Source organism: Reyranella sp. (assembly GCF_965279465.1).
Lineage (GTDB): Bacteria > Pseudomonadota > Alphaproteobacteria > Reyranellales > Reyranellaceae > Reyranella.
In genome coordinates this window covers 4,860,311-4,884,260 of the sequence record NZ_OZ257242.1, presented here as the reverse complement: position 1 = coordinate 4,884,260, position 23,950 = coordinate 4,860,311, and the positions used below count along the sequence as shown (strand labels likewise).

Genomic DNA, 23,950 nt, shown 5'->3' with positions numbered 1-23,950 from the left:
TGGCCGCAGCCCATGAGTAGGTCCCTCCACTCCGCTTCGCTCCGGTCGGGATGACGGAAGAATTCGAAGCTCTAAGCCGACACCGCATCGCCTTCCAGCGGCTGACCGCTGCGCTCGCGGAAGCCAAGTGCGGCGAGGAACGAAATCACTGCCGCCACCATGATCATGTATGCCGGGCTGAGGTCGTCGCCGGTCCGACTCACCAGCCACGTCGCCGCCAGGGGGCTCAAGCCGCCGACCACGCCCAGCGTCACGTTGTAGCCGAGCGCGACGGCGGTGCAGCGGATCGCCGCCGGGACCTCCTCGACCATCAAGGTGGGCTGGGTGCCGAGGAACATGCCGACCGACAGCACGAAGCCGAGCTGGCCGAGCTGCACGAGGAGCCTCTGGTCCTGATGCATCAGCCAGAAAAGCGGCACGGCGGACACGAACGCGAGCACCGTGGCCGCCAGCAGGATCGGCTTGCGGCCGAGGCGGTCCGACAGGGCGCCCATCGCGACTACACAGGGCAGCAGCACGACCATGCTGGTCGAGTTGATCGCCAACGCGTGGGCCGGTGCGATGCCGTCGGCGAGCTGCAGCCAGCTCACGATGTAGACGAACAGCAGATAGAAGCCGACTGCATTGAACATCGACAGGCCGGCCAGCCGAACGAGCAATCTGCCATGATGCTGGACCGTCTCGCGCAGCGGCGAGCGACCTTCACCGTCGCTACCTGGAGCCTCGGCGAGGTGACGCCGCAGGAAGAAGCCGGCGAGGCCGACCAGCAGCCCGAGCACGAAGGGGATCCTCCAGCCCCAGGACGACATCGTATCGGCCGGCAGCACGGCGGTGAGCAACGCACCCGTCGCCGAGCCGAGCAGGATGCCGCCGACCGCGCCGCAGCAGCCCATCGCGCCGATCAGACCGCGCCGGCTGGGCGGCGCATGCTCGACCATGAAGATGATGGAGGTGGTGTATTCGCCGCCGACCGACAGTCCCTGGACCATGCGCAGGATCGTGAGCGCGATCGGCGCCGGCATCCCCAGCACCTGGTAACCCGGCAGCACGCCGACCAGGAACGTCGGGATCGCCATGGCCGCGACGGAGAAAGTGAGCGCGACGCGGCGGCCGTACTTGTCGCCGATATGGCCGACCAACGCGCCGCCGATCGGCCGCATCAGGAAGCCGACCGCGAAGATGCCGAAGGCCGCCAGGACCTGGGCGACCGGATCTTCCTTGGGGAAGAAGGCCTGGCCGATCGCGGTGGCGAAATACCCGTAAACCGCGAAATCGTACCATTCGAGGACGTTACCTATGGCACCGGCAGCGACAACCCTGGGCGAATTGCCAACAGCCATTCTCTCTTCCCCCCCCCGATAACCCAACGCAGGCTAACATTCCGATAGTGTGCGCGCGCGAACCTTGTTTCTGAGGGACTTCCGACTCCTCCCGTCGTAGACTGCACAAAGTGGTGGTTCGCGGCTCTTCGTGACTTGCGACCGGGACTGAACGTCAAGCCACGCGGCCCGCGGCCCCTTCAAGACCGAAGGAGACACCCATGGCCATGCAGCAACACATTCGCAACCCCATCGAATGGGGATGGGACTCGCTGAAGCAGACGGGACGAGCCATGGGCTCGGCCGGCAACACCATGGAAGGCGCATGGGAAGGCCGCGACCGGGCCGTGCCCGCGGTGCGGCACATCACCGCCGCCGACCTGCGCGACGTGCTGCGCCGAGGCTTCGCGGATTTCGGCGCCTATCGAACAGATGTGATCTTCCTCTGCCTGCTCTATCCGATCGTCGGTCTCATGCTGTCGCGCCTGATCTGGGGTTACGGCATGGTGCCATTGCTCTTCCCGCTCGCCTCGGGATTCGCGCTGATCGCACCATTCTTCGCGGTCGGCCTCTACGAGATGAGCCGCCGGCGCGAACTCGGCATCAACACCGGCTGGGCCGATGCGTTCGGCGTTGCGACCTCGCCTGCGCTGGGCGCCATCATGGCGCTCGGGCTCGTGCTGCTGGCGCTGTTCGTGCTGTGGCTCGGCACCGCGCACATCATATGGCTGCTCACGCTCGGACCCGAGCCGCCGGTCTCGCTGCAGACCTTCATGAACGACGTGCTGACCACGAGTGCCGGCCGAACGATGGCGATTGTCGGCATCGCGGTCGGATTCCTCTTCGCGCTCGCGGTGCTGGTGCTGAGCGTCGTCTCCTTCCCGCTCCTGCTCGACCGCGATGTCGGCGTCGGCACGGCGATCGGCACATCGATAGAGGTGGTGCGCAAGAACCCCGGACCGATGGCGCTGTGGGGCCTGATCATCGCCGGCAGTCTCATGCTCGGCGCGATCCCTCTGCTGCTCGGCCTGGCTATCGTGTTCCCCGTCCTCGGCCACGCGACATGGCACCTCTATCGCAAGGTCCTGCCGCGCTAGCCGCAGATCGGCGGGCGCCATGGGGCGCGCTCGCGCTTATCCGCGTCTTCGCTCAGCCGAACTGCGAGAGCGTCACGACGACGCACTTGCTGGGTCCGGAACCGGATTGGATGCAGGCGCGTCCTTGATCGGCAGGTTCACCGCAGCCGCGAATAGCCCGGCGACGGCCGTCAGGCCCCATACCAGCGAATACGAGCCGGTCAGGTCGAAGGCAACGCCGCCCGACCATGCGCCCAGGAACGAGCCGACCTGGTGGCTGAAGAAGCAGATGCCGAACAGCGTGCCGAGATGGCGCGTGCCGAACACCTTGGCGATCCATCCGCTGGTCAGCGGCACGGTGCCCAGCCAGGTCAGCCCCATGATTGCGGCGAAGCCGAGAACCAGTGCGCCGCTCTTGGGAAGTGCCACGAAGGCGCCGATGGTGACCGCGCGGACGAGATAGAGCCAAGCCAGCACATACTGCTGGCGGAACCGGCCCCCCAGCCAACCGCACGCCCAGGTTCCGGCCATGTTGAACAGGCCGATGAGGGCGAGCGCCGTGGCTCCCAGCCCGGCTGGCATCTGGCAGAGCAGCAGGTATCCCGGCAGGTAGGTCGCGATGAAGGCGAGCTGGAAACCGCACGTGAAGAATCCGACGGTCAGCAGCCGATAGCCGGGATGATGGATCGCCAGCGCCAGCATCTCCGACAGCGGGGGCGCCCGCAGCTCCACGACGGGGGCCGCGTCGGCGTCGTACCGGTCGAGAAAGAAGCCCAAGGGCGCCACGGCGACGATCACCAGCGCCAACGCGACAAGCGAAGTCGAAAGCCCCGATGCCTCGGTGATCGCCTGCGCCAGCGGCACCAGGACGACCTGGCCGAGCGAGCCGCCGGCGCTCGCCAGACCCATGGCCATGCTGCGCTTCTCCGCCGCCGCAGCGCGGCCGACCGCGGTCAGGACCACGCCGAACGTCGTGCAGCTGATGCCGATCCCGACCAGAAGGCCGAAGCCGATCACCAGCAACACGCCGGACGGCGCCACGGCCGCTAGCGCCAACCCCGCTGCAAAGGCCAACGAGCCCGCGACGACGACAGGCATCGCACCGTACCGGTCCGCGGCAGCGCCGGCGAAGGGCTGCGCAAAGCCCCATACCAGATTGTGCAGAGCCATCGCGAAGGCGATCGCCGTGACCGGAATGCCGCGATCGGACGCGAACGGATCGATGAACAGGCCGAACGTCTGCCGGGTCCCCATCGAGGCGCTGATGAGCAAAGCGGCCGCCACGATCACGAGCGTCGATCTCTTCATCCTGCTGCCCTCCGGCCGCCAAGGTGGCAACCGGCAGCAGTCGCTACAAAGGAGAAGGCTTCGCCGGGAGATGAAGGATATTCACCCGGCTCGAGTCTCCTCGATCAGCCAGCGCTTGAAGCCGCGAAGATCCGGCCGGCGGTCCGACGCGTCGGAGCTTACCAGCCAGTAGGCTGTCTCGGCCGCGATCGACTCCGCGCCAACCTCGACGAGGGTGCCGGCGGCAAGTTCGCGGTCGACGAAAGGCTTGCGTCCCAGCGCGACGCCGAAGCCCGCGACGGCGGCATCGAAGGCGAGTTCCACCGTGTCGAATCGCAGGCCGCCTCTCACGTCGATGTCACCGATGCCTCGTGCATCGAGCCACGCCTGCCAGTCCTCGCTCGCCGCGATTACATGGATCAGCACCGCGCGACGGAGATCGACCCCGCCCGTCCCGTCGAGCAGGGTGGCGCGACAGGCCGGGCTGCAGACCGGTACGAGCTGCTGCCCCAGCAGGCGTGTCCAGCCCTGCCCGCCCTGCGGTGCGCGGCTCATGCGGATGGCGAAGTCGAAGCCGTCGACGGGAAAGCCCACCTGCCGCCGCGAGGTGTCGACGGTCACGCTGGTCTTCGGCCAGCGCTGCCTGAATCCCTGCAATCGCGGCAACAGCCAGCGTGACGCGAAGATCGGCGCGCAGCTCACGGCGATTGCGCGATCGGTCCGTCGGCCGGGCAGCTGCTGGGTGCCAATCGCGATCAGCGACAGCGCCTCGCTGACATAGGTCAGATAGTCCGCCCCTGCCGGCGTCAGCGACAGGCCGCGCGCCTCGCGCACGAACAGTGCCGTGCCGAGCGCCCGCTCCAGAGCGAGGATGCCGTGACTGACCGCGCTCGGCGTCACGTTCAGCTCGGCCGCGGCCCGCTTGAAGCTCAGGTGCCGCCCTGCCGCCTCGAAGAAGCGCAAGGCCGGCAGGGGCGGAAGACGAAGCGACATCGCCGGACAATACCAGATTCATAGCCGGGACCGCGCAGTGCAATCGGACGGCGTTGACGCTGGCCGGCCGCACGAGCACGCTCCCCCGCCAACAAAGGGGAGAAACGTGATGCCCGGTGATGTCGATGTACGCGTCGAGATGCCTGTCGTGGAGACGGCGTCGGGGCGAGTAGCCGGTTACACGGCGGGCGGCGTCCACGTCTTCAAGGGCATTCCCTACGGCGCCTCAACAGCTGGCGCCAACCGTTTCTTGCCGCCGCGCAAGCCCGAGCCGTGGACGGGCGTGCGCGAGGCGACCGCTTACGCCGGCCGCTCGCCGCAGGCGCCCGCCGCGGCGCAACGGCCGGAACTGGCGACGGTCTGGGGTCCGGTCGACACTTTGCCGGTCGGCGAGGACTGCCTGACGCTGCATGTCTGGACGCCCGGCCTCGACAACGGCAAGCGCCCGGTCCTGGTCTGGCTGCATGGCGGCGCGTTCTCCTACGGCTCGGCCAACTCGCCGCGCTACGACAGCGTCAAGCTCGCCCGACGCAACGACGTCGTCGTCGTCGCGGTCAATCACCGGCTCAACATCTTCGGCCATCTCGACCTGTCGGCGCACGGCGAGCGCTTCGCCCGGTCGGGCAATGCCGGCGTGCTCGACCTCGTCGCCGCACTCGAATGGGTGCGCGAGCATGCCGCCCGCTTCGGCGGCGACCCCGGCAATGTCACGATCTTCGGCCAGTCGGGCGGCGGCGGAAAGGTCTGCGCCCTCCTCACCATGCCCGGCGCCAAGGGCCTGTTCCACAAGGCCATCGTGCAGAGCGGCGCCAGCGTGCGTTTCGCCGAGCGCGAGCGCACCGCGCAGCTCGCCGATGCCGTCCTGAAGCATCTCGACGTCGGCGCCGACCAGCTCGCCGGCTTGCCGCTCGCACGGCTGCAGGAAGCCGTCGTGCCTGCGCAAGCAGCCCTGCCACGCCCAAGCCTTCCCCTGCTCGACCGCTACAACTTCGGGCCGGTGATCGACGGCAGTGTGTTGCCGGCCCATCCGTTCGATCCTGCAGCGCCCGCAGTGTCCGACGACATCCCGATCCTGGTCGGCGGCACCAAGGACGAGTCGGCGATCTTCCTCGCGCCGGATGATGCCGTGTGGAATCGCACGCTGAGCGAGGACGAGTTCGGCAAGCGAATCGCGGCCGTCGCCGGCGATGCAGCACTCGAGCTGGCTGCCTACTACAGGCGCCGCGACCCGTCGGCGAGACCGGCCGACCAGTTGATCACCGCTCTCACCATGTCGAACTTCAGCGTGCGCTCGAATATGCTCGCCGAGCGCAAGGCCGCGCGCGGCAAAGCGCCAGTCTGGGTCTACGACTTCGCCTGGGAGTCGCCGGCCTTCGGCGGCCGCCTGAAATCCTGCCACTCCGTCGAGGTGCCGTTCGTGTTCGATACGCTGGACGTGATCGGCGAGCGGCACCACAAGCCCGGCGCGCAGGCGCTGGCCGACCGCGTCTCGCAGACCTGGGTCGCGTTCGCCCGCACCGGCAAGGCCGACTGGCCGGCCTACAGGGCCGACAAGCGCTCGGTGATGGTCTTCGACGACGCCTGCAGGGTTTTCGACGATCCCGACGGCGAGGTCCGTCCCCTCTGGAGCAAGGTCGCCAATGAGCGCCGCTAGCGACACGCTGCCGACCGCGACGCGCGTCGCCGATCCCGGCATCCGCGCGCTCTACCGCATCGAGAACCGCTGGCAGGCCTGGCTCGACGTCGAGGCCGCCCTCGCCCACGCCCAGGCCGAGCTCGGCATCATTCCGGCCGAGGCCGCCGCGGCGATCGCGCCCAAGGCGCAGCTCGCGCTGATGGATCGCGCGCGGATCGACGAAGGCTTTGCCCGCACCGGCCACACGCTCGTGCCGCTGGTCTGGGAACTGGGCCGCATCGTCGGCGAGCCGCACGGCGGGTGGGTCCACTGGGGCGCCACGACGCAGAACATCACGCAAACCGGCGATCTGCTGGTGCTGCGCCAGGCGCACGCCATCTTTTTCCGCCAGATCGGCGAGGTGCTGGCCGCGATGGCCGACCTCGCCGAGCGCACCGCCGACATGCCGATGGCCGGCCGCACCCACGGCCAGCACGCCGTGCCGGCAACCTTCGGCTACAAGGTCGCGGTCTGGATCGACGAGCTGCTGCGCCATCTCGAACGTTTGCGCCAGATGGCGCCGCGATTGTTCGTCGCCATGCTCGGCGGCGGCGCCGGCACCTTCGCCTCGCTCGGCAAGCAGGGCCCGCCGGTGCAGCAAGGCATCGGCCGCATCCTGGGCTTCGGCTCGATGACCGTGCCGTCGCGCGCTCTGGGGGATCATCTCGCCGAGAATATCTGCGTGCTGGGCCTGCTCGCCGCGACCTGCGGCAAGATCGGGCGCGAGGTCTACACGCTGATGAAGACCGAGTTCGGTGAGGTCGAGGAGCCGGTGCCGCCCGGCACCGTGGGCAGCTCGACCATGCCGCAGAAGCGCAATCCCAAGCTCTGCCAGGACATCATCGCGGCGGCGGCCGAAATCCGCAGCCTGGTGCCGCTGGCGCTCGAGGCGATGACCACCGAGCACGAGGCCGACCGTACCACGAGCCTGATGATGGACAGCGCCGAGGCGCGCGCCTGCATCGCCACCGGCGACATGCTGAGCCGGCTGGCCGAGATCATGCGCGACCTGCGGGTCGATCCCAAGCGGATGCGCGCCAACCTCGACCTCGGCGGCGGACTGATCATGGCCGAAGCCGTGATGCTCGATCTCGGCACCGCGATCGGCCGCCAGCACGCGCACGACGTCGTCTATGACGCGGCGCAAGCGGCGTTCGTCGAGGGCAAGCCGTTCTCCGAGCTGCTGGCCGCCGACACGCGCCTCACCGCGCACATGGATCCCAAGGCGATCGGCAAGCTGCTCGATCCGACCGCCTATACCGGCCTGTGCGCCGACATGGCGCGCGACGGCGCCGTTCGCGCCCGGGCAGCCTCACAGGAGTTGTTGGCATGAGTACACCATCGATCGACGAAGCCGGGCTAAAGGCCCTGCTAGCCCGCGCCGGGCTGCCCCATTCGCCCGAGCAGGTGAAGGAGATCCTGCCCGGCGCGGAGATCATCCAGCGCCTGATCGCGCGGGTGAACGCGCCGCTGCCGCGCGAGTCCGAACCCGCACTGACGTTCGACGTGGAGCAGAAGTGATGTCGGCGATTCTCACCATCGCCGAAGCAGGCAAGCAGATCGCTGCCAAGAAGCTCTCGCCCGTGGAGCTCACCAAGACGCATCTCGCTCGCATCAAGAAGCTCGATCCGCAGCTCAACGCGTTTCTCCTGGTAACGGAAGAGCGCGCGCTGGCCGATGCGAAGGCGGCGGAGGGCCGGCAGATGTCGGGCACGCTGCGCGGGCCCCTCGACGGCATCCCGATCGCGCACAAGGACATCTACAACACCGCCGGCATCCGCACGACGGCGCATTCGAAGCTGCTCGAGGACAACGTGCCGACGCGCGATGCCCACACGGTCAAGAAATGGGCCGATGCGGGCACGGTCATGCTGGGCAAGCTCGCGACGCACGAATTCGCCTTCGGCGGCCCCTCCTTCGACCTGCCCTGGCCGCCGGCACGCAATCCGTGGAACCGCGACCACTTCACCGCCGGCTCCTCGTCCGGCACGGGCGCGGCCGTCGCCGCCGGCCTGATCCTGGGCGGCACAGGCTCGGATACCGGCGGCTCGATCCGCGGGCCAGCCGCTTTGTGCGGCATCGCGGGCATCAAGCCGACCTACGGCCTGTCGAGCCGGTCCGGCATCCTGCCGCTCGCCTTCAGCCTCGACCATGCCGGGCCGATGGCCTGGACCGCCGAGGACTGTGCGCTGCTGCTACAGGGCATGGCCGGCCACGATCCGGAGGACCCGGCGAGCGTGGATCGTCCTGTCGCCAATTTCACCGCCGAGATCGGCAAGGGCGTGAAGGGCCTGCGCATCGGCGTGGTCCGGCACTTCTTCGAGACCGACCATCGTGCCTCGGACGCGACACGGGCCGGCATCGACTCCGCGATGGACTTCTTCCGCAAGGAAGGCGCCGAGGTCCGCGACATCACCCTGTCTCCGGCCATCGAATACCATGCCGTCGGCTACCTGCTGATGGTCAACGAGGCCTTCACCCTGCATGCCCCATGGATGCGCGAGCGCTTCCACGACTACGGCGAGCTGTTCCGCGATCGCGTGGCCCTGGCCGCTCTGTTCAGCGGCGCCGACATCGTGCAGGCGACGCGCCGCCGGCGGCTGCTGTGCCGGGAGATGGCCGCGGCCATGGAGGATCTCGACATCATCGTCAGCGCCTCCCAGCCCGGCGAAGCGCCGCGCATCGACGATGCCGCAAAGGCCAAGTGGACGAACATGGAGAAGCCATCCTTCACCATGCCGTGCAACGTCACCGGCTTTCCCGCAATCAGCCTCTGCACCGGCTTCGGCCAGGGCGGCCTGCCGGTGTCGATGCAGCTCGCCGGCAAGCCGTTCACCGAGCCGACCCTGTTCCGCGCCGCGCACGCCTACGAGACGGCTACGCCGTGGCGAAAAAAGCGGCCGGCGATGGCCATCTGACTCATGCTCTTCCGGACCGCGAGCCTCTGGCTCGCTCAGACGCCTGAGCGAGCCAGAGGCTCGCGGTCCCGAAGACTATGACCTGCGGATCGCGGGATTGATCGGCAGCGAGGCACCGGCCGCCTCGCCGGCGTCGTAGGCGTCGGGGGATACCATGCGCATGGGGCGCTCCACCGAGTGGAGCTTCAAGTCGAGCTTGTCGAACTCGGTTTCGATGACAGCGGTCTTGAGCACGACGAGGCCGCGCCCCGTGCTGTTCTTCGCCTGATCGCGCTCCGCCTTCATCGCCATCAGCTTGTCGGCGATCGAGGCGACCATGCCGAGCGCGAAGGACGCGTTCGCCATGTGCCGCTCCTGGTGGCGGAACTGCCGATACTCCGAGGAGGTCTTGTATCGGCCGAGTTCCGTGCGGACCGCCGCATCGACCAGCTCGGTCAGGTAGTGCGCGACCTCGACATCGGCCCGCAGGCCGAAGAAGACGTAGCGCACCTCCTTCGCCGCGTCCTTCTCGCGCCAGACGCGGCAATCGCAGAACTCGGCGACCGCCCCGATGCATTCGTCGAGCGGGATACGCTTCCTGCTGCGAGTCTCGTAGGCGCGCCGCTCGCACGGCGCCTCGCGGATCTCGACGTCGGTCAGCGACAGGTCGTAGCGATCAAGCAACTCCGCGACCTTGGCGGCGGCGGCCAGCGCCTCGCCTTCGGTGCAGCCGTTGGCGATGGTCTTGGCGCGCAGCCCCTGGATACGCGTCCGGAGCTTGTCGAGGGCTGCGAGATCGCTCAGGGCTCGATGCCCATCAGTCTCTGCGCCGTGCCGCCCAGGATGGCGATGCGGTCCTCGTCGCTGAGGCCCGGCGTCGACATCACGAGATCGACCTCGGTGCTGGTCCACGGGAACGGGTAGTCGGTGCCGATCATGATCTGGCCGACGCCGGACTCGGCGATCAGGTGGCGCAGCGCCTCCGGCGTGAACACGATCGTGTCGAAGAACAGCTGGCCGTCCTTGAGATAGGCCGTCGGCGGTTTCTTGGGCAGCGGCCCGACCCGATTGGGGAAGGTCTTGATGACCGCATCGGAGCGGTTGGCATAGGAGCCGAAATAGCCGCCGCCGTGGGCAGCGCAGATCTTGAGGCCGGGGAAACGGTCGAGCGTGCCCTCGAAGATCAGATGCGACAGCGCGATCGTCGTCTCGAGCGGATTGCCGATCGTGTTGCTCAGCAGGCCGCTGCCGTTCAGGCGACCGCTCGGCTCCAGCTCGCGCGTGCCGGTCGGATGCAGGAAGACCAGAAGGCCATGCTCCTCGCACTTGGCCCAGAACGGATTGAACTTCGGATCGGCCAGCTCGAGGCCGGCGACGCTGCCGCCCACGCTGACGCCGCGGAAGCCGAGCTTCTTCACCGCGTGCTCGACCTGCTCCGCTGCCAGCTCCGGATGCTGCAGCGCCGCCGTGGCAAAAGCGACGAAGCGGTCGGGCTGCGCGGCGCAGAACTCGACCAGCGCCTCGTTCTGAAGGCGGATCAGCTCGGCGCTCTCGTCCTTCCCGGCGCGATACCAGTACGGATTGATGCTGAGGCATTCGACGTCGATGCCCTGCGCATCCATCGCCGCAACGCGTGTGCTGGTGTCCTCCATCAGCAGGCCCGGCGCCTCGAGCGGATGGTTGATCACCGCCATCGCCTTCGGCACGCAGCAATGGGCATGGATGTCGACGGTCTTGACCCGCTTGCCCGCGACCACGACCTCTCGCCGCCGCGGATGAGTGTGATCGTGCCCGTGCCCGGCGGCAGCGGCCGTGACGGCGCAATGGGTGAAAGTCAGGCCGGATTGATTGCTCATGGAGTTACTCCTCGTATCGAAGAAGATACCCTAGATCCCTCGCTGCGCTCGGGATGACACCGATGGGTATTAGTGACGCAATGCATGCAATAGCACTCGTGTCATCCCGAGCGCAGCGAGGGATCTAGAGTGACGGGGATTTCGAGCAGATCAGCCCAAGCCGGATTCGTCGCTTCTACCAGTGCGTCCTTCTTCGAGCGGCGCCAGCCTTTGATCTCCTTCTCGCGGGCGATGGCGTCCTCGATATAACGGTACTCTTCGGCATGGATGAGCGTGTGGACACGGTAGCGCTGCGTAAACGCACTTCCCTCGCCGCTGCGATGCTCCGCCACGCGATTCTCGAGGCTATTGGTGACGCCGACATACACGACCTTCGGGTTCACGCCAGTCAGGACATAGACGTAGTATGCCCGATCCAATCGCCGCTCCTAGATCCCTCGCTGCGCTCGGGATAACACCCGGTACCGCGTATGCATGCAAGATCATCGGTATCATCCCGAGCGCAGCGAAGGATCTAGGGCGACAGGGATGACAAAGGATCAATGGAACGTGCGGCCGGAATCGATGACGATCGTCTGGCCGGTCATGGTGTTGGTCCGGCACATGGTGACGACCTGGTCGGCGCAGTCGTCCTTGTCCGCGGCAACCCCCAGTAGCGAGGCCTTCTTGTTGATCTCGACCGCCTCCGGTCGAAGATTTGCCGTTGCGCGCGTTCCTTCGAGCAGGCCGGGCGCTACGCAATTCACCAGCACCTCCGGCGCCAAGGCGACGGCCATGCACTTGGTGAGATGGATCAGCCCCGCCTTGGACACGGCATAGGCGATCGACGAGCCGGTCGGCCCCAGCCCCGCAACGGACGAAATATTCACGATCCGGCCGCTGCCCTGCCGCTTCATCACCGGCCCTACCGCCTTGGTCGTCAGCATCGGCCCGGTGAGATTGATGTCGATGATCTTGGTCCATTCCTCGTAGGTCAGCCCGTCGAGGTCCTTGAACGGGATGGATTTGTTGTAGGCCGCATCGTTGATCAGGATGTCGAGCCGGCCGAAGCGCTTGACCACGTCGTCGACCATCGCCTGCACCTGATCGCGCTGCGTGACGTTGCAGGCGAACGACGCCCCGCCGACCTGATGCTTCTCGAGATCGCGCACCACGCCGTCCGCCTGGTCCTTGCTCTGGGCATAGACGACCGCAATGTGACAGCCCTGTGCCGCGAGCGCGTGACAGATGCGCTGGCCCAATCCGCCGTTTCCGCCGGTGACGACGGCGACCTTGCCCTTCAGTTCCATTGTTTCCCCCGAGATCGATGCCAGCCGGCATCGTGCCACGTTCAGCCAGCGCCGTGAAATGCACTCTCCGGCCGTGCAAGGCCGTAATGCTCGCGCAACGTCTCGCCTTCATAGGCCGTGCGGAACAGGCCGCGGCGTTGCAGCAGGGGAATCACCTCGGCGACGAAGGTGTCGAGCATCGCCGGCAGCACCGGCGGCATGACGTTGAAGCCGTCCGCCGCACCTTCCTCGAACCAGCCCTGCATCAGGTCGGCGATCTGCTCCGGCGTGCCTGCCGCCGTGTAGTGACCGCGTGCGCCGGCGAGGCTTGCCAGCAACTGGCGCAAGGTCGGCTTCTCGCGCCGGACGAGGCCCACGATCACCTCCGTTCGGCTGCGCGCCGCCTCGACCGTGCCGGGATCGGGGAAATCCCCGACCGATAGAGGCTTGTCGAGCGGCAGGTGCGAGAAGTCATGGCCGCCAAACCGGCTCGACAGGCGGCGGCGCCCGACCTCTGGATCGGTGAGATCGTTCAGTTCGCGTACCTGGCGCTGTGCCTCGGCCTCGGTCGAGGCGATCAGCGGGCTGAGGCCGGGCAGGATCTGCGCCTGGTCGACCGGCCGCCCCTCGGCCTTCACCAGCGCCTTGAGGTCGGTATAGAACGCCTGCGCCGTCGCCTTCTCCATCTGCGCGGTAAACACCGCCTCGGCATGGCGCGCGGCGAAGCGGCGACCGGTGTCGGAGGACCCGGCCTGCACGAACACCGGCCGCCCCTGCGGGCTGCGCGGCATGTTGAGCGGCCCGGCGACCTTGTAGAACGCGCCCGCATGATCGATCGGGCGGATGCGATCGGCCCTGGCATAGTGCCCGCCGTCGCGATCATCGATCACCGCATCGTCGGCCCAGCTGTCCCACAGGGCCTTCACGACCTGCATGAACTCCTCGCCGCGGGCGTAGCGGTCGGCGTGACTCACCTGTCCCTCGCCGCCAAAGTTGCGTGCCGCGGTCGCGAGCCAAGAGGTGACGATGTTCCAGCCGACGCGGCCGCCGCTGATATGGTCGAGCGAGGCGTACTGGCGCGCAAGGTTGAACGGCTCGGTGTAGGTGGTCGATGCGGTGGCGATCAGGCCGATCCGGCTGGTCGCCCGCGCCAAGGCCGCCAGCACCGTGATCGGCTCCAGCCAGGTGCGGCCGGCGCGGCCCACGTCGGCGTCGAGCGCGAGCTGGTCGGCGAGGAAGATCGAATCGAACAGGCCCGCTTCCGCGCGCTGCGCCATGTCCTCGTAGAAGCGGATATCGGTCAACGCCAGTGGAGAGGCATCCGGGTGCCGCCAGGACGCCTCGTGGTGTCCGCGACTCTGGATGAACAGGTTGAGGTGCATTTGCCGCTTCATGGGGCCAATATCGCGAAAATGATCCCCGGAGGAAACCGCCGTGCCGGCCCGTCGAACCGTGTTGCGAACCACGCTCGGCATCCCTGCCGCGGCCCTTGCCGGCACCGGCCACGCCTGGGCGGACGAGGCGCCCTTCGCGACCAACCGCAAGGTCGTGGTAAATCCCAACGGCGAGGCGCGATCGCCTAAGCCCATCAGTTTCTCCCTGGCGACGCCCGAGAGGAAATGAATGTCAGCCTGGGTCGCGGCCTACGGCGTGGCGGTGTTCGCGCAGGGCGGCGCCGAAGGCCTTGAACAGCGCCTGATTGATGGGGTTGGTCTGCGGGTCGTACTCGGCGTGCCACTGGACACCCAGGGCGAAGGCCGGCGCGTCGGCGATGCTGATTGCCTCGATCGTACCGTCCTCGGCGATGCCTTCGAGCACCACGCGCTTGCCGGGATTCAGGATACCCTGTCCGTGCAGCGAGTTGACACGGATCGATTCGCAGCCGAGCAGCTTTGCGAAAGCGCCGTCCGCCAGCAGCCGCACCTCGTGCCGGTCGGCGAACACGACTTCCGGATCGGGATGGACCTCGCCGTTCTCGAGCCGCGGCATGCGGTGGTTCATGCGACCGGGCAGCTCGCGGATCTCGGGATGGAGCGAGCCGCCGAACGCGACGTTCATCTCCTGCAATCCGCGGCAGATGCCGAACAGCGGCACACCGCGTTCGACGCAGGCCTCGATCAGCGATAGCGCCATCGCGTCGCGGTCCTGGTCGTAAGGCTCGTGTGCCGCGCAGGGTTCGACCCCGAAATAGGTCGGATGGACATTGGCGCGGCCACCGGTCAGCAGGATGCCGTCGACCGCTCCCAGCAACGCATCGATGTCGGTGATGTCCGGAATCCCGGCGAACATCAACGGCAACGCCTCCGCCACCTCGGCCACGGCGCGCATGTTGCGCTGGCCGACGACCTGCACGTTGTGCCGGTCGTTGACCACATGGGCGTTTCCGATCACGCCTACTACCGGTTTCGTCATACTGGCTGCTCTACACCTCGCGCGTATCGAATATCACCGTCTGCACACCGGCCTGCGCGAAGTTGGCAACATCGGCAACCGTGGCCTGGCCTTCCTTAGAAGCAAAAGCCGCACCGATTGCCGCCATCGATTCGAATGTGAGGGTCGCAATCAGGTGATAGGGCGATGGCCCCTGCGGCGTGACGACCGGTCCGGCGTTGACCTCGTAGGAGCGAAGGCCCGGGATCGTCTTGGCCAACGGGACGTGCTTCTTGAAGTAATAGGCGTCGAAAGCCGCCGCATCGGCCGGCTTGTTGTACATGACCATCACTTTCGCCATTGCAGTCCTCCCCTGGGCTCGGAGCATGATTCCACGTTGCCTGCCATCGCTCAACGAAGCATCAGCCCAGGCGCGTCCCCTCCGCCGCCCGGGCGCGCACCTCGTCGCTCGGCCGGACGTCCGCCACGCGGCTGTAGATCGCCACCGCCACCAGAAGTACGGCGCACATGAAGCCGAACAGGCTGCGATAGGCCAGCTCCGACCGGGCGCCATCGGCCATCGGCTCGAAGGCGCCCAGGATGACGCCCGACAGGGTCTGCATGCAGGCCACCCCCAGCATCACGCAGGTGTTCATGGTCGCGATTCCCCGCCCGATCAGCCGGTCGGGAAAAGTGCCGCGGCCGTGCGTCATGATCATGGTGCTGGAGGCGCTCAGGAAGCCGATGCCGATGATCGCGGCGATCGCCAGCCAGGCTGGCGCCTCGCTCACCAGCGCCAAGATTCCCAGGATGAGCGCGATGGTCGTCGTGCCGAAGATGGCGATCCACTTGCGGGTGTCGAGCAGCCGGTCGAGGGGGCCGAAGGTCAGCATGCCGACCTGGTAGGCGATCACTGCCGTGAGCAGCACGTTGCCCGATTCGATACGGGTGAGGCCGTGGACCTCGCGCAGGAACGGCCCGCCCCACAGGCCCTGGATCGTGAAGGTGCAGGCGTAGTTGCAGAAATTGAGGACCAGGATGAAAGGCAGGCTGGGATTGCGCAGCACCTCCATCAGGCCACGCAGCATCTCGCCGGGCGTTTCGGCCTTGCGCGCCAGAAAGGGATGGCCGGGTGGCGCGTCGCGCACCACCAGCCAGACCGTGATCACCGCGAGCGCGGTGAAGCCGACCATCAGGCCGAACACGCCGCGCCAGCCGATCTGCTCGGTGCCCCAGGCCAGCGGCGTCGTCGCCGCCAGGTTGCCGAGCAACCCGATCGACAGGACCATCGCCGCCATGGTCGAGAACCGGTCGGGCGGGAACCAGCGTGAGATTACAACCATGCTGCCGATCAGCATGACGCCGAACCCTGCCCCCATCAGCGTCCGGCCGCCGAGCAGCACCAGCCAGCTGGGCGCGAGGGTGAAGACCGTTGCCCCCACGACGGCCACAAGCAGCATGCCGCAGATCGTGCGGCGCGGGCCGAAGCGGTCGAGGAAGAAACCGCACGGGATCTGCATGGCCGAGAAGCCGAGGAAGAACGCGCCGGTCAGCGCGCCCAGCGCCTCCGGCCCGATCTGCAGGTCGCGCATCAGGTCGAGCCCGATCGTGACGTTCGCCGCCCGGAAGAAGTGGCTGGCGACATAGGCAGTCGCCAGGGTGGCCACGATCACGAGGCCTTGGCGCCGGAGGGCGGGAGACATGGAGGGAGGCTATTGGGAGATTGAAATGCTCATGGTCTTGCTGGGAGCGCGGGTCTCCAGACCCGCTCGGAATCATGAGCGGGTCTGGAGACCCGCGCTCCCAGCAACTTCATCGTCCTACACCACGCAGCCGTAGTGAGCCGACGACACCAGCTTGATGTACTTGTCGTGGACCGAGCCGGGACGCACCCGGCCCGCCACAGCCGGGGGTCGCCAGTCGGCCATGCGCCGGGCGATCTCCGCGTCGGGCACGTCGAGGTTGAGGGTCCGCGCGCCGGGATCGATGACGATCGTGTCGCCGTCGCGCACTGCCGCGATCGGACCGCCGCGGGCCGCCTCCGGCGAGATGTGGCCGATCAGGATGCCGTGGCTCACGCCGGAGAAGCGGCCGTCGGTGATCAGCGCGACGCCCTCGGCCAGGCCGCGTCCCTGGAGCTGGATGGTGAGCATCACCATTTCGGGCATGCCGGGTCCGCCGACCGGACCGACATTGCGGACCACGATCACGGTGCCGGGCACGATCTCGCCGGCGCGAATCGCCTTCATCGTCTCGGCCTCCGATTCGAACACCCGCGCCGTGCCGCGGAACTCGCCCTTCTCCAGCGTCTTACCCGAGAGCTTCAGCACGCAGCTCTCCGGCGCGAGATTGCCCTTCAGCACGCTGATGTGATTGTTCGGCGGCGCGACCGGTCGGCTGACCGGCCGGACGATGTCCTGCGCCGGGATCTGGTCGAGCGTCGGAACGTCGGCGAGGTTCTCCGCCAGCGTCCGGCCGGTGACGGTCATCACGTCGCCGTGCAGGAGGCCGGCGCGCAGCAGCTCCTTCATCACGACCGGCACGCCGCCTACTTCGTGCAGGCTCACCATCGCGTAGGGCCCGTGCGGCTGCAGGTTGCCGATCAGCGGCACCCGCTCGCCGATCGCCTGCATGCGTTCGATCGTGATCGGCACCTCGGCCTGCCGCGCGATGGCGAGCAGATGCAGGTACATGTTGGTCGAGCCGCCCATGGCATAGACCGTGGTGATCGCGTTCTCGAAGGCGCGCTCGGTCATGATATCGCGCGGCCGGATGCCCGCCTCGATCAGCCGGTACAGCGCGTCGACCGAGGCGCGCGCCTGCGCCCGGACATCGGCATGCATGTCGCTCCTGGCATCGTAGTCGGCCGGATGTGACGCGCCGTGCGGCAGCATCATGCCGATCGACTCGGCGACCGTGCTCATCGTGTTGGCGGTGAACATCGCGCCGCAGGTGCCGCTGCCCGGCATTACGTTGCGCTCGAGCTCGAGCAGCTCGTTGGCCGAGATCCGGCCCGACTCCTGGGCCGCGCGGCCCTCGGCGTAGTCCATGATCGTGAGATTGTTGCCCTTGGCGGCCCAGGCGCCGAAATCGACCCGGCCCGGCGAACTGGTGCCGGGATAGAGCACGAGCCCGAACGCGTTGGTCCGCGCGAGAGGCATCAATGCGGCAGCCCCGGTCTTGTCGCAGCCGGAGATGACGATCATCGCGTCGCCGTGATGGGCGTAATGGCCGATCTCGAAGCAGTCGGCGACGATGTCGCGCGACACCAGGCTGTAGCCCGCCGTGGGCGTGCCTTGCGTCAGCGCATCGGAGACAGCCGGCGCGCCGACGATCAGCCCCTGCCCGCCTTTCTCGGCCAGGATTTCGACCAGCAGATCGGCGATGCCGCGCACCCGGTTGTTGCAGCGATGGGCGTTGGTATGGGCGGCGGCGATCGTGACGACGGCGCTGGTCTTTGCCGCGCGGTCGGGATCGAAACCGGCGGCGCGCAATTCGACCCGCGATTTCTTCCAGAAGGTGCTGCTGTCTTGTGTCATGGCCGTCCGCCGTAAGTGTGTCTATTGTCCGCCGCGCATTTGTGGAACCAAGGTAACCGATCCCCTCCCGTGCGCCAGAGCAGATCGACGGCTGGGTATGAAGAGCGAAAACAACAACAAGGCCGACACCCCGTTCCGATCCGTCCTGCAGGCGATGCCCGCCGATTTCTGGCGGCTGTGGTTCGTCGGCATGATCGCGTCGACCGTGCGCTGGCTCGAAACCGTTGCGGTCGGCGTGGTCGTCTACCAGCAGACCGGCTCGGCTTTCGTGGTCGCGATGATGACCATGCTGCGCCTGCTGCCGATGGGCCTGTTCGGCGCCTTCCTCGGTGCATTCGTCGAGCGCTTCGACCGGCGCGTTACGCTCGCCGCCGTGCTCGGCGTGATGGGCCTGACCTCGGCGACGCTGGGCCTCATCGCCTGGAACGGCACGCTGCAGGTCTGGCATCTTGCAGTCGGCAGCTTCGTCAACGGCTTCGGCTGGACCGCCGACAATCCGCTGCGCCGCATGATGATGGGCGAGGCGGTCGGCCGCGACCGCATGGGCACAGCGATGGCCTTCGATGTCGGTGCCTCGAACGCCGCCCGCATGGTTGGCCCGACTGTCGGCGGCCTGCTGCTGGTCGGTATCGGCATCGAGGGCGCCTTGCTGCTGGGCGCGGCGCTCTATGCCATTGCGATCACCGCGACGCTTGCGGTGCGCAGCCGGTTCGCCGTCTCGCCGGACTCAAGCGCGGTGCTGGCGCGAACCTGGGAAGCGCTGTGCATCGTCGCCGTCGACAAGCGGCTCAGGGCGATCATGATGGTGACGATCATCTACAACGTCTTCGCCTGGCCGTTCACCAGCATGATCCCGGTGGTCGGGCGGGATCGCCTGCTGCTCGGCCCGGAAGGCGTCGGCATCCTCACCAGCGTCGACGGGGTCGGCGCCTTTGCCGGAGCGCTGATGCTGGCGCTCTGGCTGACGCCGGGCTGGCACGCGCGTGCTTATGTCGGCGGTGTTGCGGTCTACCTGCTGGCGGTGATCGCCTTCGCCGTCGGCCCGACGCCGGTCCTGGCCGGCATCGCCATGCTGGCGACCGGGCTGAGCGGCGCCGCGTTCGCCACGCTGCAGGCAACGCTCGTCTATCTCGCCGCCCCGGCCGAAATGCGCTCGCGCATCCTGGGTGTCCTGTCGGTCTGCATCGGCACCGGCCCGATCGGCTTCGTCTGGCTCGGCTGGCTCGCTGACCGTATCGGCGCTCCGAACGCGACGGCGGTGACCGGCGCCATCGGCCTGCTGGCCCTGGCGGCGACGTGGCGGATGTGGCGGCGGATCTGACCCGTCGTCTCGACCGGAGCGCCGAAGGCGCGCAATGGAGAAACCATATCTCAATAAGCAGCCGCAATTTGTAGAGGCAAGGTCCCTCCGCTGCGCCGCGCTACGCTCGGCTTCGGTCGGGACGACGGGAGAGTCTGCTTGCCCGTGCTTCGCAGCATAGCGACTATGCCGGGCACAACAGCGACGAATGGATATCGCCATGAAGCCGGTCGACGATGTACGCCAGATCTCGGCCCTCACCTATGGCTTCATCGCTTCGAAGGCGCTGTTCGCCGCGCTCGACCTCGACCTGTTCACCAAGATCGCCAGCGGGGCGACCACCCTCGCCGGCCTCGCGACCGCCTCCGGCACCGCGCCCAACCGGCTGCGCACCCTGCTCACGACGCTGAAGACGGTCGGCCTGGTGAGCGAGAGCGACGGGACGTTCGCCAATGCACCGGCGGTCGCGACCTATCTCGTCGCCGGCGCGCCGGGCGACTTCCGCGACTACATCCGGATCGTCAATGGCGGCTTCCTCTACGAAGGCCTGCGCCATCTCGAGAAGTCGATGCGCGGCGAGAGGATCTTCCCCGACAAGGGTTTCTACGAGGGCATCGTCTATTCCGAAGGCGGCGTCGGCGGCCCGGCCTTCAGCAGCGCCCAGCATGCCGGGTCACTCGGCCCTGCCCGGCTCATGGCACGGCGGGTCGACCTCGCCGGCGCCACGAAGTTCCTCGATGTCGGAGGCGGCAGCGGTGCCTACACGCTCGCCTTCCTGAAGCAGAACCCGAAGCTCACCGCAACCATCCTCGACTTTCCGGAGACGACTGACACCGCCCGCCACTATGCGGCCGAAGCGGGCATGAGCGATCGCGTTGCCCATATCCAGGGCAACGCGATCAACACCGACTGGCCGGGCGACCAGGACGTCGTGCTGATGTCCTATGTCTGGAGCGCGGTCGGCGGCAACGATATCCCGACACTCGCCCGGCGGGCCTTCGCGGCGCTGAAGCCCGGCGGGCTGGTGCTGGTGCACGACTTCATGGTCGACGACCGGCACGAAGGCCCCGCCTTTGCCGCCTGGTACCTGCTGGCGGCGATGCTGGACAATCCGCACGCAGAATGCCTGACGCCCGGTTTGGTCGAGGGCACGCTGCGCGACGCGGGCTTCGTCATCGAGAGCACGGCGAACATGCTGGACGAGATCACGCAGCTTACCCGCGCGCGTCACCCGTAGGGAGGATTCGTCGAGGGCGGACTCGGCTTTTTCGTCGAAGCGCGCTGCTCCTACCGCTTTGCCCGTCCGGCCGTCATCGCCGCCTCGAATTCGCGCCTGAGCTCATCGACCGTATGCATCCCGGGCCGTACAGGAAACTTGGCGATCGCAGCACTTCGCCTGTTCTCTTCCGGCCACAACGCCCGGCGCGCCCGCGATCGCGCCTCGTTGGACCTGCCGCCGCGCAGGCTGGTGATCGCGGCAGCAAGGCACCGGCGCTCCCAATCGCCCAGCGGACAGACGCCGCTGTCGATGGCATCGAGGATTTGGCGGATGACAGCCTGGGCCACTTGCTTCGCTGCTTCCGGGGCAAGCTCTTCGACGGTCTCGGCAAGGGAACTGCGCAACGCAATGAGTTCGGGCGAATCGGGCATCGCTGAGCATAGCGTGAATGGCGTGCGGAGTCGTCCGCCGATTCTCTGCGCCCATTTTCGATTTCGCGCCGTGACGGCGCCGGTAAACCTACGCCACAATGGTGTCGGCATCGGAAAGAGGAACGATCTCGGCGACATGTCCTTTCGCGAGGCTGTGTAACGCGCGAACCCAGGCTCGAGAGAGGAAGGCGGCCATGATCCCGTCACGACAGGTTTCGACACGGCAGGCTTTGACCCGGCGGCAGGCACTTGCCGGTGCCCTGATGCTCGTGCCAGCGGCGGCTGCGCGGGCGGCCGACTGGCCGGAGCGCCCGCTCCGGATGATCATACCGTTCGCGCCGGGCGCCGGTGCCGATATCGTCGGACGCACTTTCGCCGAGGAGCTCGCCAAGGCGCTCGGCCAGCCGGTCGTCGTCGACAACAAGGGCGGCGCGGGCGGCATCATAGGCACCGTGGAAGGCGCACGCGCCCCGGCCGACGGCTACACCCTGCTGCTCACGTCGCAGGGCATCACAGTCTTCAACATCGGCCTCTACAAGGCACCTGGCTACGATCCGCTCAAGGACCTGGTGCCGGTCGCCGCCTCCGGCATCCTCACCAACGTGCTGGTCGTCCCCACCGCCAACCCGGCCAGGACCGTTGCCGAACTGGTAGCCCAGGCGCGCGCCAGGCCGGGCGAGATCACCTATGGCTCGAGCGGTGTCGGCAGCAGCATGCACATGTCGGGCGTGATTCTGGAGCAGCGCACCGGGGTCAGCATGCAGCACGTGCCCTATCGCGGCGCGCCCGCCGCGGTCCTGGCCGTGGTCAACGGCGAGGTCGCATGGGGATCCTTCAACGCGCCGACCGTGCTGGGCCAGATCAAGTCCGGCAAGCTCAGGGCGCTCGCCGTCACCACTCGGGAGCGCTCGGCCATGCTGCCCGACGTGCCGACGATGATCGAGGCCGGCGTACCCGACTTCGAAGTCGCCACCTGGCTGGGCTTCGCGCTGCCGGCGGGGACGCCGAATGCGATCGTCTCCCGCCTCAACACCGAGATCAATCGCATCGGCCAGCTGCCCCAGGTCAAGGAAAAGCTTCTGGTCCAAGGCTTCGAGATGATGCCGCCCGCCTCGCCCCAAGCAGCCCGCAAGGTAATCGAAGACGACCAGGCGATTTGGTTGCCGATCATCAAGCAATCCGGCGCCAAGGCCGAGTAGCCTTTTCCCCCTCATTCCTATGGGGAGGAAGTTCTCTCAGTAGCTCGGCTTGGCCGGAAACGGCGTCAGTTGCAGCTCGTGCGTCCAGCACGAGCGGTCCTGCGTGTGCAGGTAGTAGAACGCCTCGGCGATCTTGACCGGATTGATGATCAGATCAGGGTTCTGCTTGGCTCTGGGCAGGGCGTGGGTTCCGGGCGAGTCGATCAGGCCGTCGATCACCACGTTGGCGACATGCACGCCATGCTCGGAATATTCCTCCGTGAGCACCTGCGCCAGGGTGCGCATCATGACCCTCGGATAATAGAGCGACTGGCCGGTCATGCGCTTGCGCCCGCGCAGCGAGCTCGAATTGTTGGAAAAGAAGAACGAGCCCTCGCCCCGCCTGCGCATCGCCGGCAGGACTTCCTTGGCGACCAGGAACGGGCCGCGGCTGGCGATGTGCTGGGCGGTGTCGAACATCTCGACCGGGATGTGCTCGAGCAGCTCCTTCTCCGGCGGCAGATCGCGACCTTCGAGGTATCCCGCGTTGTAGACCAGAACGTGCGGATCGCCCGCCTCGCCTCGGATCGTCGCGAAGGCCGCGGCGATCGACTCCTGCCGGGAAAGATCGAGCTCGACGATCATGCAATCGCCGCCCTGCTCCCGGATCGCCGCCGCCAGCCCCGACGCATTGCCCTCGCTGCGGGTCGTCAGCACGACGAAGAACCCTTCGCGCGCGAACTTCTGGGCAATCGCGCCGCCGACGCCCCAGCGGACGCCGACGGGCAGGTCGCTGTCGTCTATGGCCTTGCCATGGGCCAACCGGGTGTTGCGGCCGTCCGACTGCCATTTCGACGTGGCGCCGACGATCACCGCGACCGGCTTGCCCGTGCTGTTCTTCGCGAAAGTCTCGCCCATCCGGGGATGCCCTTCAGTTGCGCGGCGTCATGGGCGCATTGCCCTTCCAGTCAGCCGGCTGCGGTTCCGACGGATCGAAGTCGATTTCGACTTCGACGCCGTTGGGATCGGGAAAGAAGAGCTGCCAGGTCCGGAATGGATCGGGCGCGCGGGTCAGCCGGTACTGGATATTCTGTCCCTTGAGCCAGTCCAGGGTCGAAGCCATGTTCTCGCCGCGGAAGGCCATATGGTCGAGTGCGCCGCGCCGCGGCGTCGGCATCGTCTTCACTTCGATGACGTGCAGGATGGGCTTGCCCTCGGAAGCGTAGAGCCAGAATCCATTGACTGCGAAGTTCGGCCTCGCGCCCGGATGAAGCCCGAGCTGCGCATAGAACGACTTGGTCTCGTCCGGCTTGTCCGTGACGATCGTGAAATGATCCATTCGTTGAACGATGCTCATCGTCTTCTCCCTCAGTTCCGGCAATGGTGTGCGATCAGGATTGGCCCGTCAACGAGCCGAACGATGGTTCGGCCTTCTCGAATGCCGCGTGGCAAACGATCCAGTTACTGGTGATCGACGTGCAAATCGAATAGAGCTTCGATGCAGGATCGCGCCTATCGTGAAACGTCAGACCAAAAATGCGT

General features: G+C 67.2%; 24 protein-coding genes. 9 read left to right on the top strand and 15 right to left on the bottom strand.

Annotation, left to right across the window (positions count from 1 at the left end; genetic code table 11):
- Positions 1 to 71: 71 nt before the first annotated feature.
- The gene (locus ACQY8M_RS23730) at positions 72 to 1,340 is read right to left on the bottom strand and encodes an MFS transporter (RefSeq protein WP_428660556.1); all 1,269 of its coding nucleotides are present in this window, start codon (positions 1,338 to 1,340) and stop codon (positions 72 to 74) included.
- A gap of 272 nt (positions 1,341 to 1,612) precedes the next feature.
- Here ACQY8M_RS23730 and ACQY8M_RS23725 point away from each other — a divergent pair, with 272 nt between their 5' ends.
- Positions 1,613 to 2,416 carry a DUF2189 domain-containing protein gene (locus ACQY8M_RS23725; protein WP_428675470.1) on the top strand — a complete coding sequence of 268 codons (804 nt, stop codon included), beginning with the start codon at positions 1,613 to 1,615 and terminating at the stop codon, positions 2,414 to 2,416.
- 72 nt (positions 2,417 to 2,488) lie between these two features.
- Here ACQY8M_RS23725 and ACQY8M_RS23720 read toward each other — a convergent pair whose 3' ends face one another.
- Together ACQY8M_RS23720 and ACQY8M_RS23715 are read right to left on the bottom strand one after the other, a co-directional pair.
- Positions 2,489 to 3,703, bottom strand: coding sequence for an MFS transporter (locus ACQY8M_RS23720; protein WP_428660554.1), 1,215 nt, complete (start codon positions 3,701 to 3,703; stop codon positions 2,489 to 2,491).
- Between the two features lie 81 nt (positions 3,704 to 3,784).
- Positions 3,785 to 4,675, bottom strand: coding sequence for a LysR substrate-binding domain-containing protein (locus tag ACQY8M_RS23715; RefSeq protein ID WP_428660552.1), 891 nt, complete (start codon positions 4,673 to 4,675; stop codon positions 3,785 to 3,787).
- 109 nt (positions 4,676 to 4,784) lie between these two features.
- Between ACQY8M_RS23715 and ACQY8M_RS23710 the strand changes: the two genes are divergently transcribed.
- Genes ACQY8M_RS23710 through ACQY8M_RS23695 form a run of 4 tightly spaced genes read left to right on the top strand, consistent with a single transcriptional unit; the run spans position 4,785 to position 9,268 of the window.
- Complete coding sequence (locus ACQY8M_RS23710; protein WP_428660550.1) at positions 4,785 to 6,329, top strand: carboxylesterase/lipase family protein; 1,545 nt, start codon at positions 4,785 to 4,787, stop codon at positions 6,327 to 6,329.
- On the top strand, positions 6,316 to 7,683 hold the full coding sequence (locus ACQY8M_RS23705; RefSeq protein WP_428660547.1) for a class-II fumarase/aspartase family protein: 1,368 nt from the start codon (positions 6,316 to 6,318) through the stop codon (positions 7,681 to 7,683). Before ACQY8M_RS23710 ends, ACQY8M_RS23705 begins: the two co-directional genes overlap by 14 nt.
- Complete coding sequence (locus tag ACQY8M_RS23700) at positions 7,680 to 7,871, top strand: hypothetical protein (protein WP_428660544.1); 192 nt, start codon at positions 7,680 to 7,682, stop codon at positions 7,869 to 7,871. Before ACQY8M_RS23705 ends, ACQY8M_RS23700 begins: the two co-directional genes overlap by 4 nt.
- Positions 7,871 to 9,268 carry an amidase gene (locus ACQY8M_RS23695; RefSeq protein WP_428660542.1) on the top strand — a complete coding sequence of 466 codons (1,398 nt, stop codon included), beginning with the start codon at positions 7,871 to 7,873 and terminating at the stop codon, positions 9,266 to 9,268. Before ACQY8M_RS23700 ends, ACQY8M_RS23695 begins: the two co-directional genes overlap by 1 nt.
- A 75-nt stretch (positions 9,269 to 9,343) precedes the next feature.
- On the opposite strand, the gene ACQY8M_RS23690 is transcribed toward ACQY8M_RS23695, so the two are convergent.
- The 5 genes from ACQY8M_RS23690 to ACQY8M_RS23670 form a co-directional block, all read right to left on the bottom strand.
- Positions 9,344 to 10,051, bottom strand: coding sequence for a DUF7168 domain-containing protein (locus tag ACQY8M_RS23690; protein ID WP_428675469.1), 708 nt, complete (start codon positions 10,049 to 10,051; stop codon positions 9,344 to 9,346).
- On the bottom strand, positions 10,048 to 11,103 hold the full coding sequence (locus tag ACQY8M_RS23685) for an amidohydrolase family protein (protein WP_428660539.1): 1,056 nt from the start codon (positions 11,101 to 11,103) through the stop codon (positions 10,048 to 10,050). Before ACQY8M_RS23685 ends, ACQY8M_RS23690 begins: the two co-directional genes overlap by 4 nt.
- A gap of 101 nt (positions 11,104 to 11,204) precedes the next feature.
- On the bottom strand, positions 11,205 to 11,522 hold the full coding sequence (locus tag ACQY8M_RS23680; RefSeq protein ID WP_428660537.1) for a GIY-YIG nuclease family protein: 318 nt from the start codon (positions 11,520 to 11,522) through the stop codon (positions 11,205 to 11,207).
- 120 nt (positions 11,523 to 11,642) lie between these two features.
- A complete protein-coding gene (locus ACQY8M_RS23675; RefSeq protein ID WP_428660535.1) occupies positions 11,643 to 12,392 on the bottom strand; it encodes an SDR family NAD(P)-dependent oxidoreductase in 750 nt (249 codons plus the stop codon).
- Between the two features lie 41 nt (positions 12,393 to 12,433).
- Positions 12,434 to 13,774, bottom strand: coding sequence for an LLM class flavin-dependent oxidoreductase (locus ACQY8M_RS23670; protein ID WP_428675467.1), 1,341 nt, complete (start codon positions 13,772 to 13,774; stop codon positions 12,434 to 12,436).
- Positions 13,775 to 13,805: 31 nt separating this feature from the next.
- Here ACQY8M_RS23670 and ACQY8M_RS23665 point away from each other — a divergent pair, with 31 nt between their 5' ends.
- Positions 13,806 to 13,994, top strand: a complete 189-nt coding sequence (locus ACQY8M_RS23665; RefSeq protein WP_428675618.1) for a hypothetical protein — start codon at positions 13,806 to 13,808, stop codon at positions 13,992 to 13,994.
- Between the two features lie 3 nt (positions 13,995 to 13,997).
- Here ACQY8M_RS23665 and ACQY8M_RS23660 read toward each other — a convergent pair whose 3' ends face one another.
- The 4 genes from ACQY8M_RS23660 to ACQY8M_RS23645 form a co-directional block, all read right to left on the bottom strand.
- Positions 13,998 to 14,783: a gamma-glutamyl-gamma-aminobutyrate hydrolase family protein gene (locus ACQY8M_RS23660; protein ID WP_428660532.1), complete on the bottom strand. Its 786-nt coding sequence runs from the start codon at positions 14,781 to 14,783 to the stop codon at positions 13,998 to 14,000.
- 10 nt (positions 14,784 to 14,793) lie between these two features.
- Complete coding sequence (locus ACQY8M_RS23655; protein WP_428660530.1) at positions 14,794 to 15,102, bottom strand: EthD family reductase; 309 nt, start codon at positions 15,100 to 15,102, stop codon at positions 14,794 to 14,796.
- A gap of 61 nt (positions 15,103 to 15,163) precedes the next feature.
- A complete protein-coding gene (locus ACQY8M_RS23650; protein WP_428660528.1) occupies positions 15,164 to 16,444 on the bottom strand; it encodes an MFS transporter in 1,281 nt (426 codons plus the stop codon).
- A 117-nt stretch (positions 16,445 to 16,561) separates the two neighbouring features.
- A complete protein-coding gene (locus ACQY8M_RS23645; RefSeq protein ID WP_428660525.1) occupies positions 16,562 to 18,280 on the bottom strand; it encodes a dihydroxy-acid dehydratase in 1,719 nt (572 codons plus the stop codon).
- 97 nt (positions 18,281 to 18,377) lie between these two features.
- Here ACQY8M_RS23645 and ACQY8M_RS23640 point away from each other — a divergent pair, with 97 nt between their 5' ends.
- Both ACQY8M_RS23640 and ACQY8M_RS23635 read left to right on the top strand, forming a co-directional pair.
- Positions 18,378 to 19,601 carry an MFS transporter gene (locus ACQY8M_RS23640; protein ID WP_428660522.1) on the top strand — a complete coding sequence of 408 codons (1,224 nt, stop codon included), beginning with the start codon at positions 18,378 to 18,380 and terminating at the stop codon, positions 19,599 to 19,601.
- Between the two features lie 199 nt (positions 19,602 to 19,800).
- Entirely contained in the window at positions 19,801 to 20,817 is a 1,017-nt protein-coding gene (locus ACQY8M_RS23635) for a methyltransferase (protein ID WP_428660520.1), read from the top strand.
- Positions 20,818 to 20,867: 50 nt separating this feature from the next.
- Here the strand turns inward: ACQY8M_RS23635 and ACQY8M_RS23630 are convergent, their stop codons facing one another.
- Entirely contained in the window at positions 20,868 to 21,230 is a 363-nt protein-coding gene (locus tag ACQY8M_RS23630; protein ID WP_428660517.1) for a hypothetical protein, read from the bottom strand.
- Positions 21,231 to 21,424: 194 nt separating this feature from the next.
- Between ACQY8M_RS23630 and ACQY8M_RS23625 the strand changes: the two genes are divergently transcribed.
- Positions 21,425 to 22,429 carry a Bug family tripartite tricarboxylate transporter substrate binding protein gene (locus ACQY8M_RS23625; RefSeq protein WP_428660515.1) on the top strand — a complete coding sequence of 335 codons (1,005 nt, stop codon included), beginning with the start codon at positions 21,425 to 21,427 and terminating at the stop codon, positions 22,427 to 22,429.
- Between the two features lie 36 nt (positions 22,430 to 22,465).
- On the opposite strand, the gene ACQY8M_RS23620 is transcribed toward ACQY8M_RS23625, so the two are convergent.
- On the bottom strand, positions 22,466 to 23,326 hold the full coding sequence (locus tag ACQY8M_RS23620; protein ID WP_428660512.1) for an SDR family oxidoreductase: 861 nt from the start codon (positions 23,324 to 23,326) through the stop codon (positions 22,466 to 22,468).
- Between the two features lie 13 nt (positions 23,327 to 23,339).
- Positions 23,340 to 23,765, bottom strand: a complete 426-nt coding sequence (locus ACQY8M_RS23615; protein WP_428660509.1) for a VOC family protein — start codon at positions 23,763 to 23,765, stop codon at positions 23,340 to 23,342.
- Positions 23,766 to 23,950 lie beyond the last annotated feature (185 nt).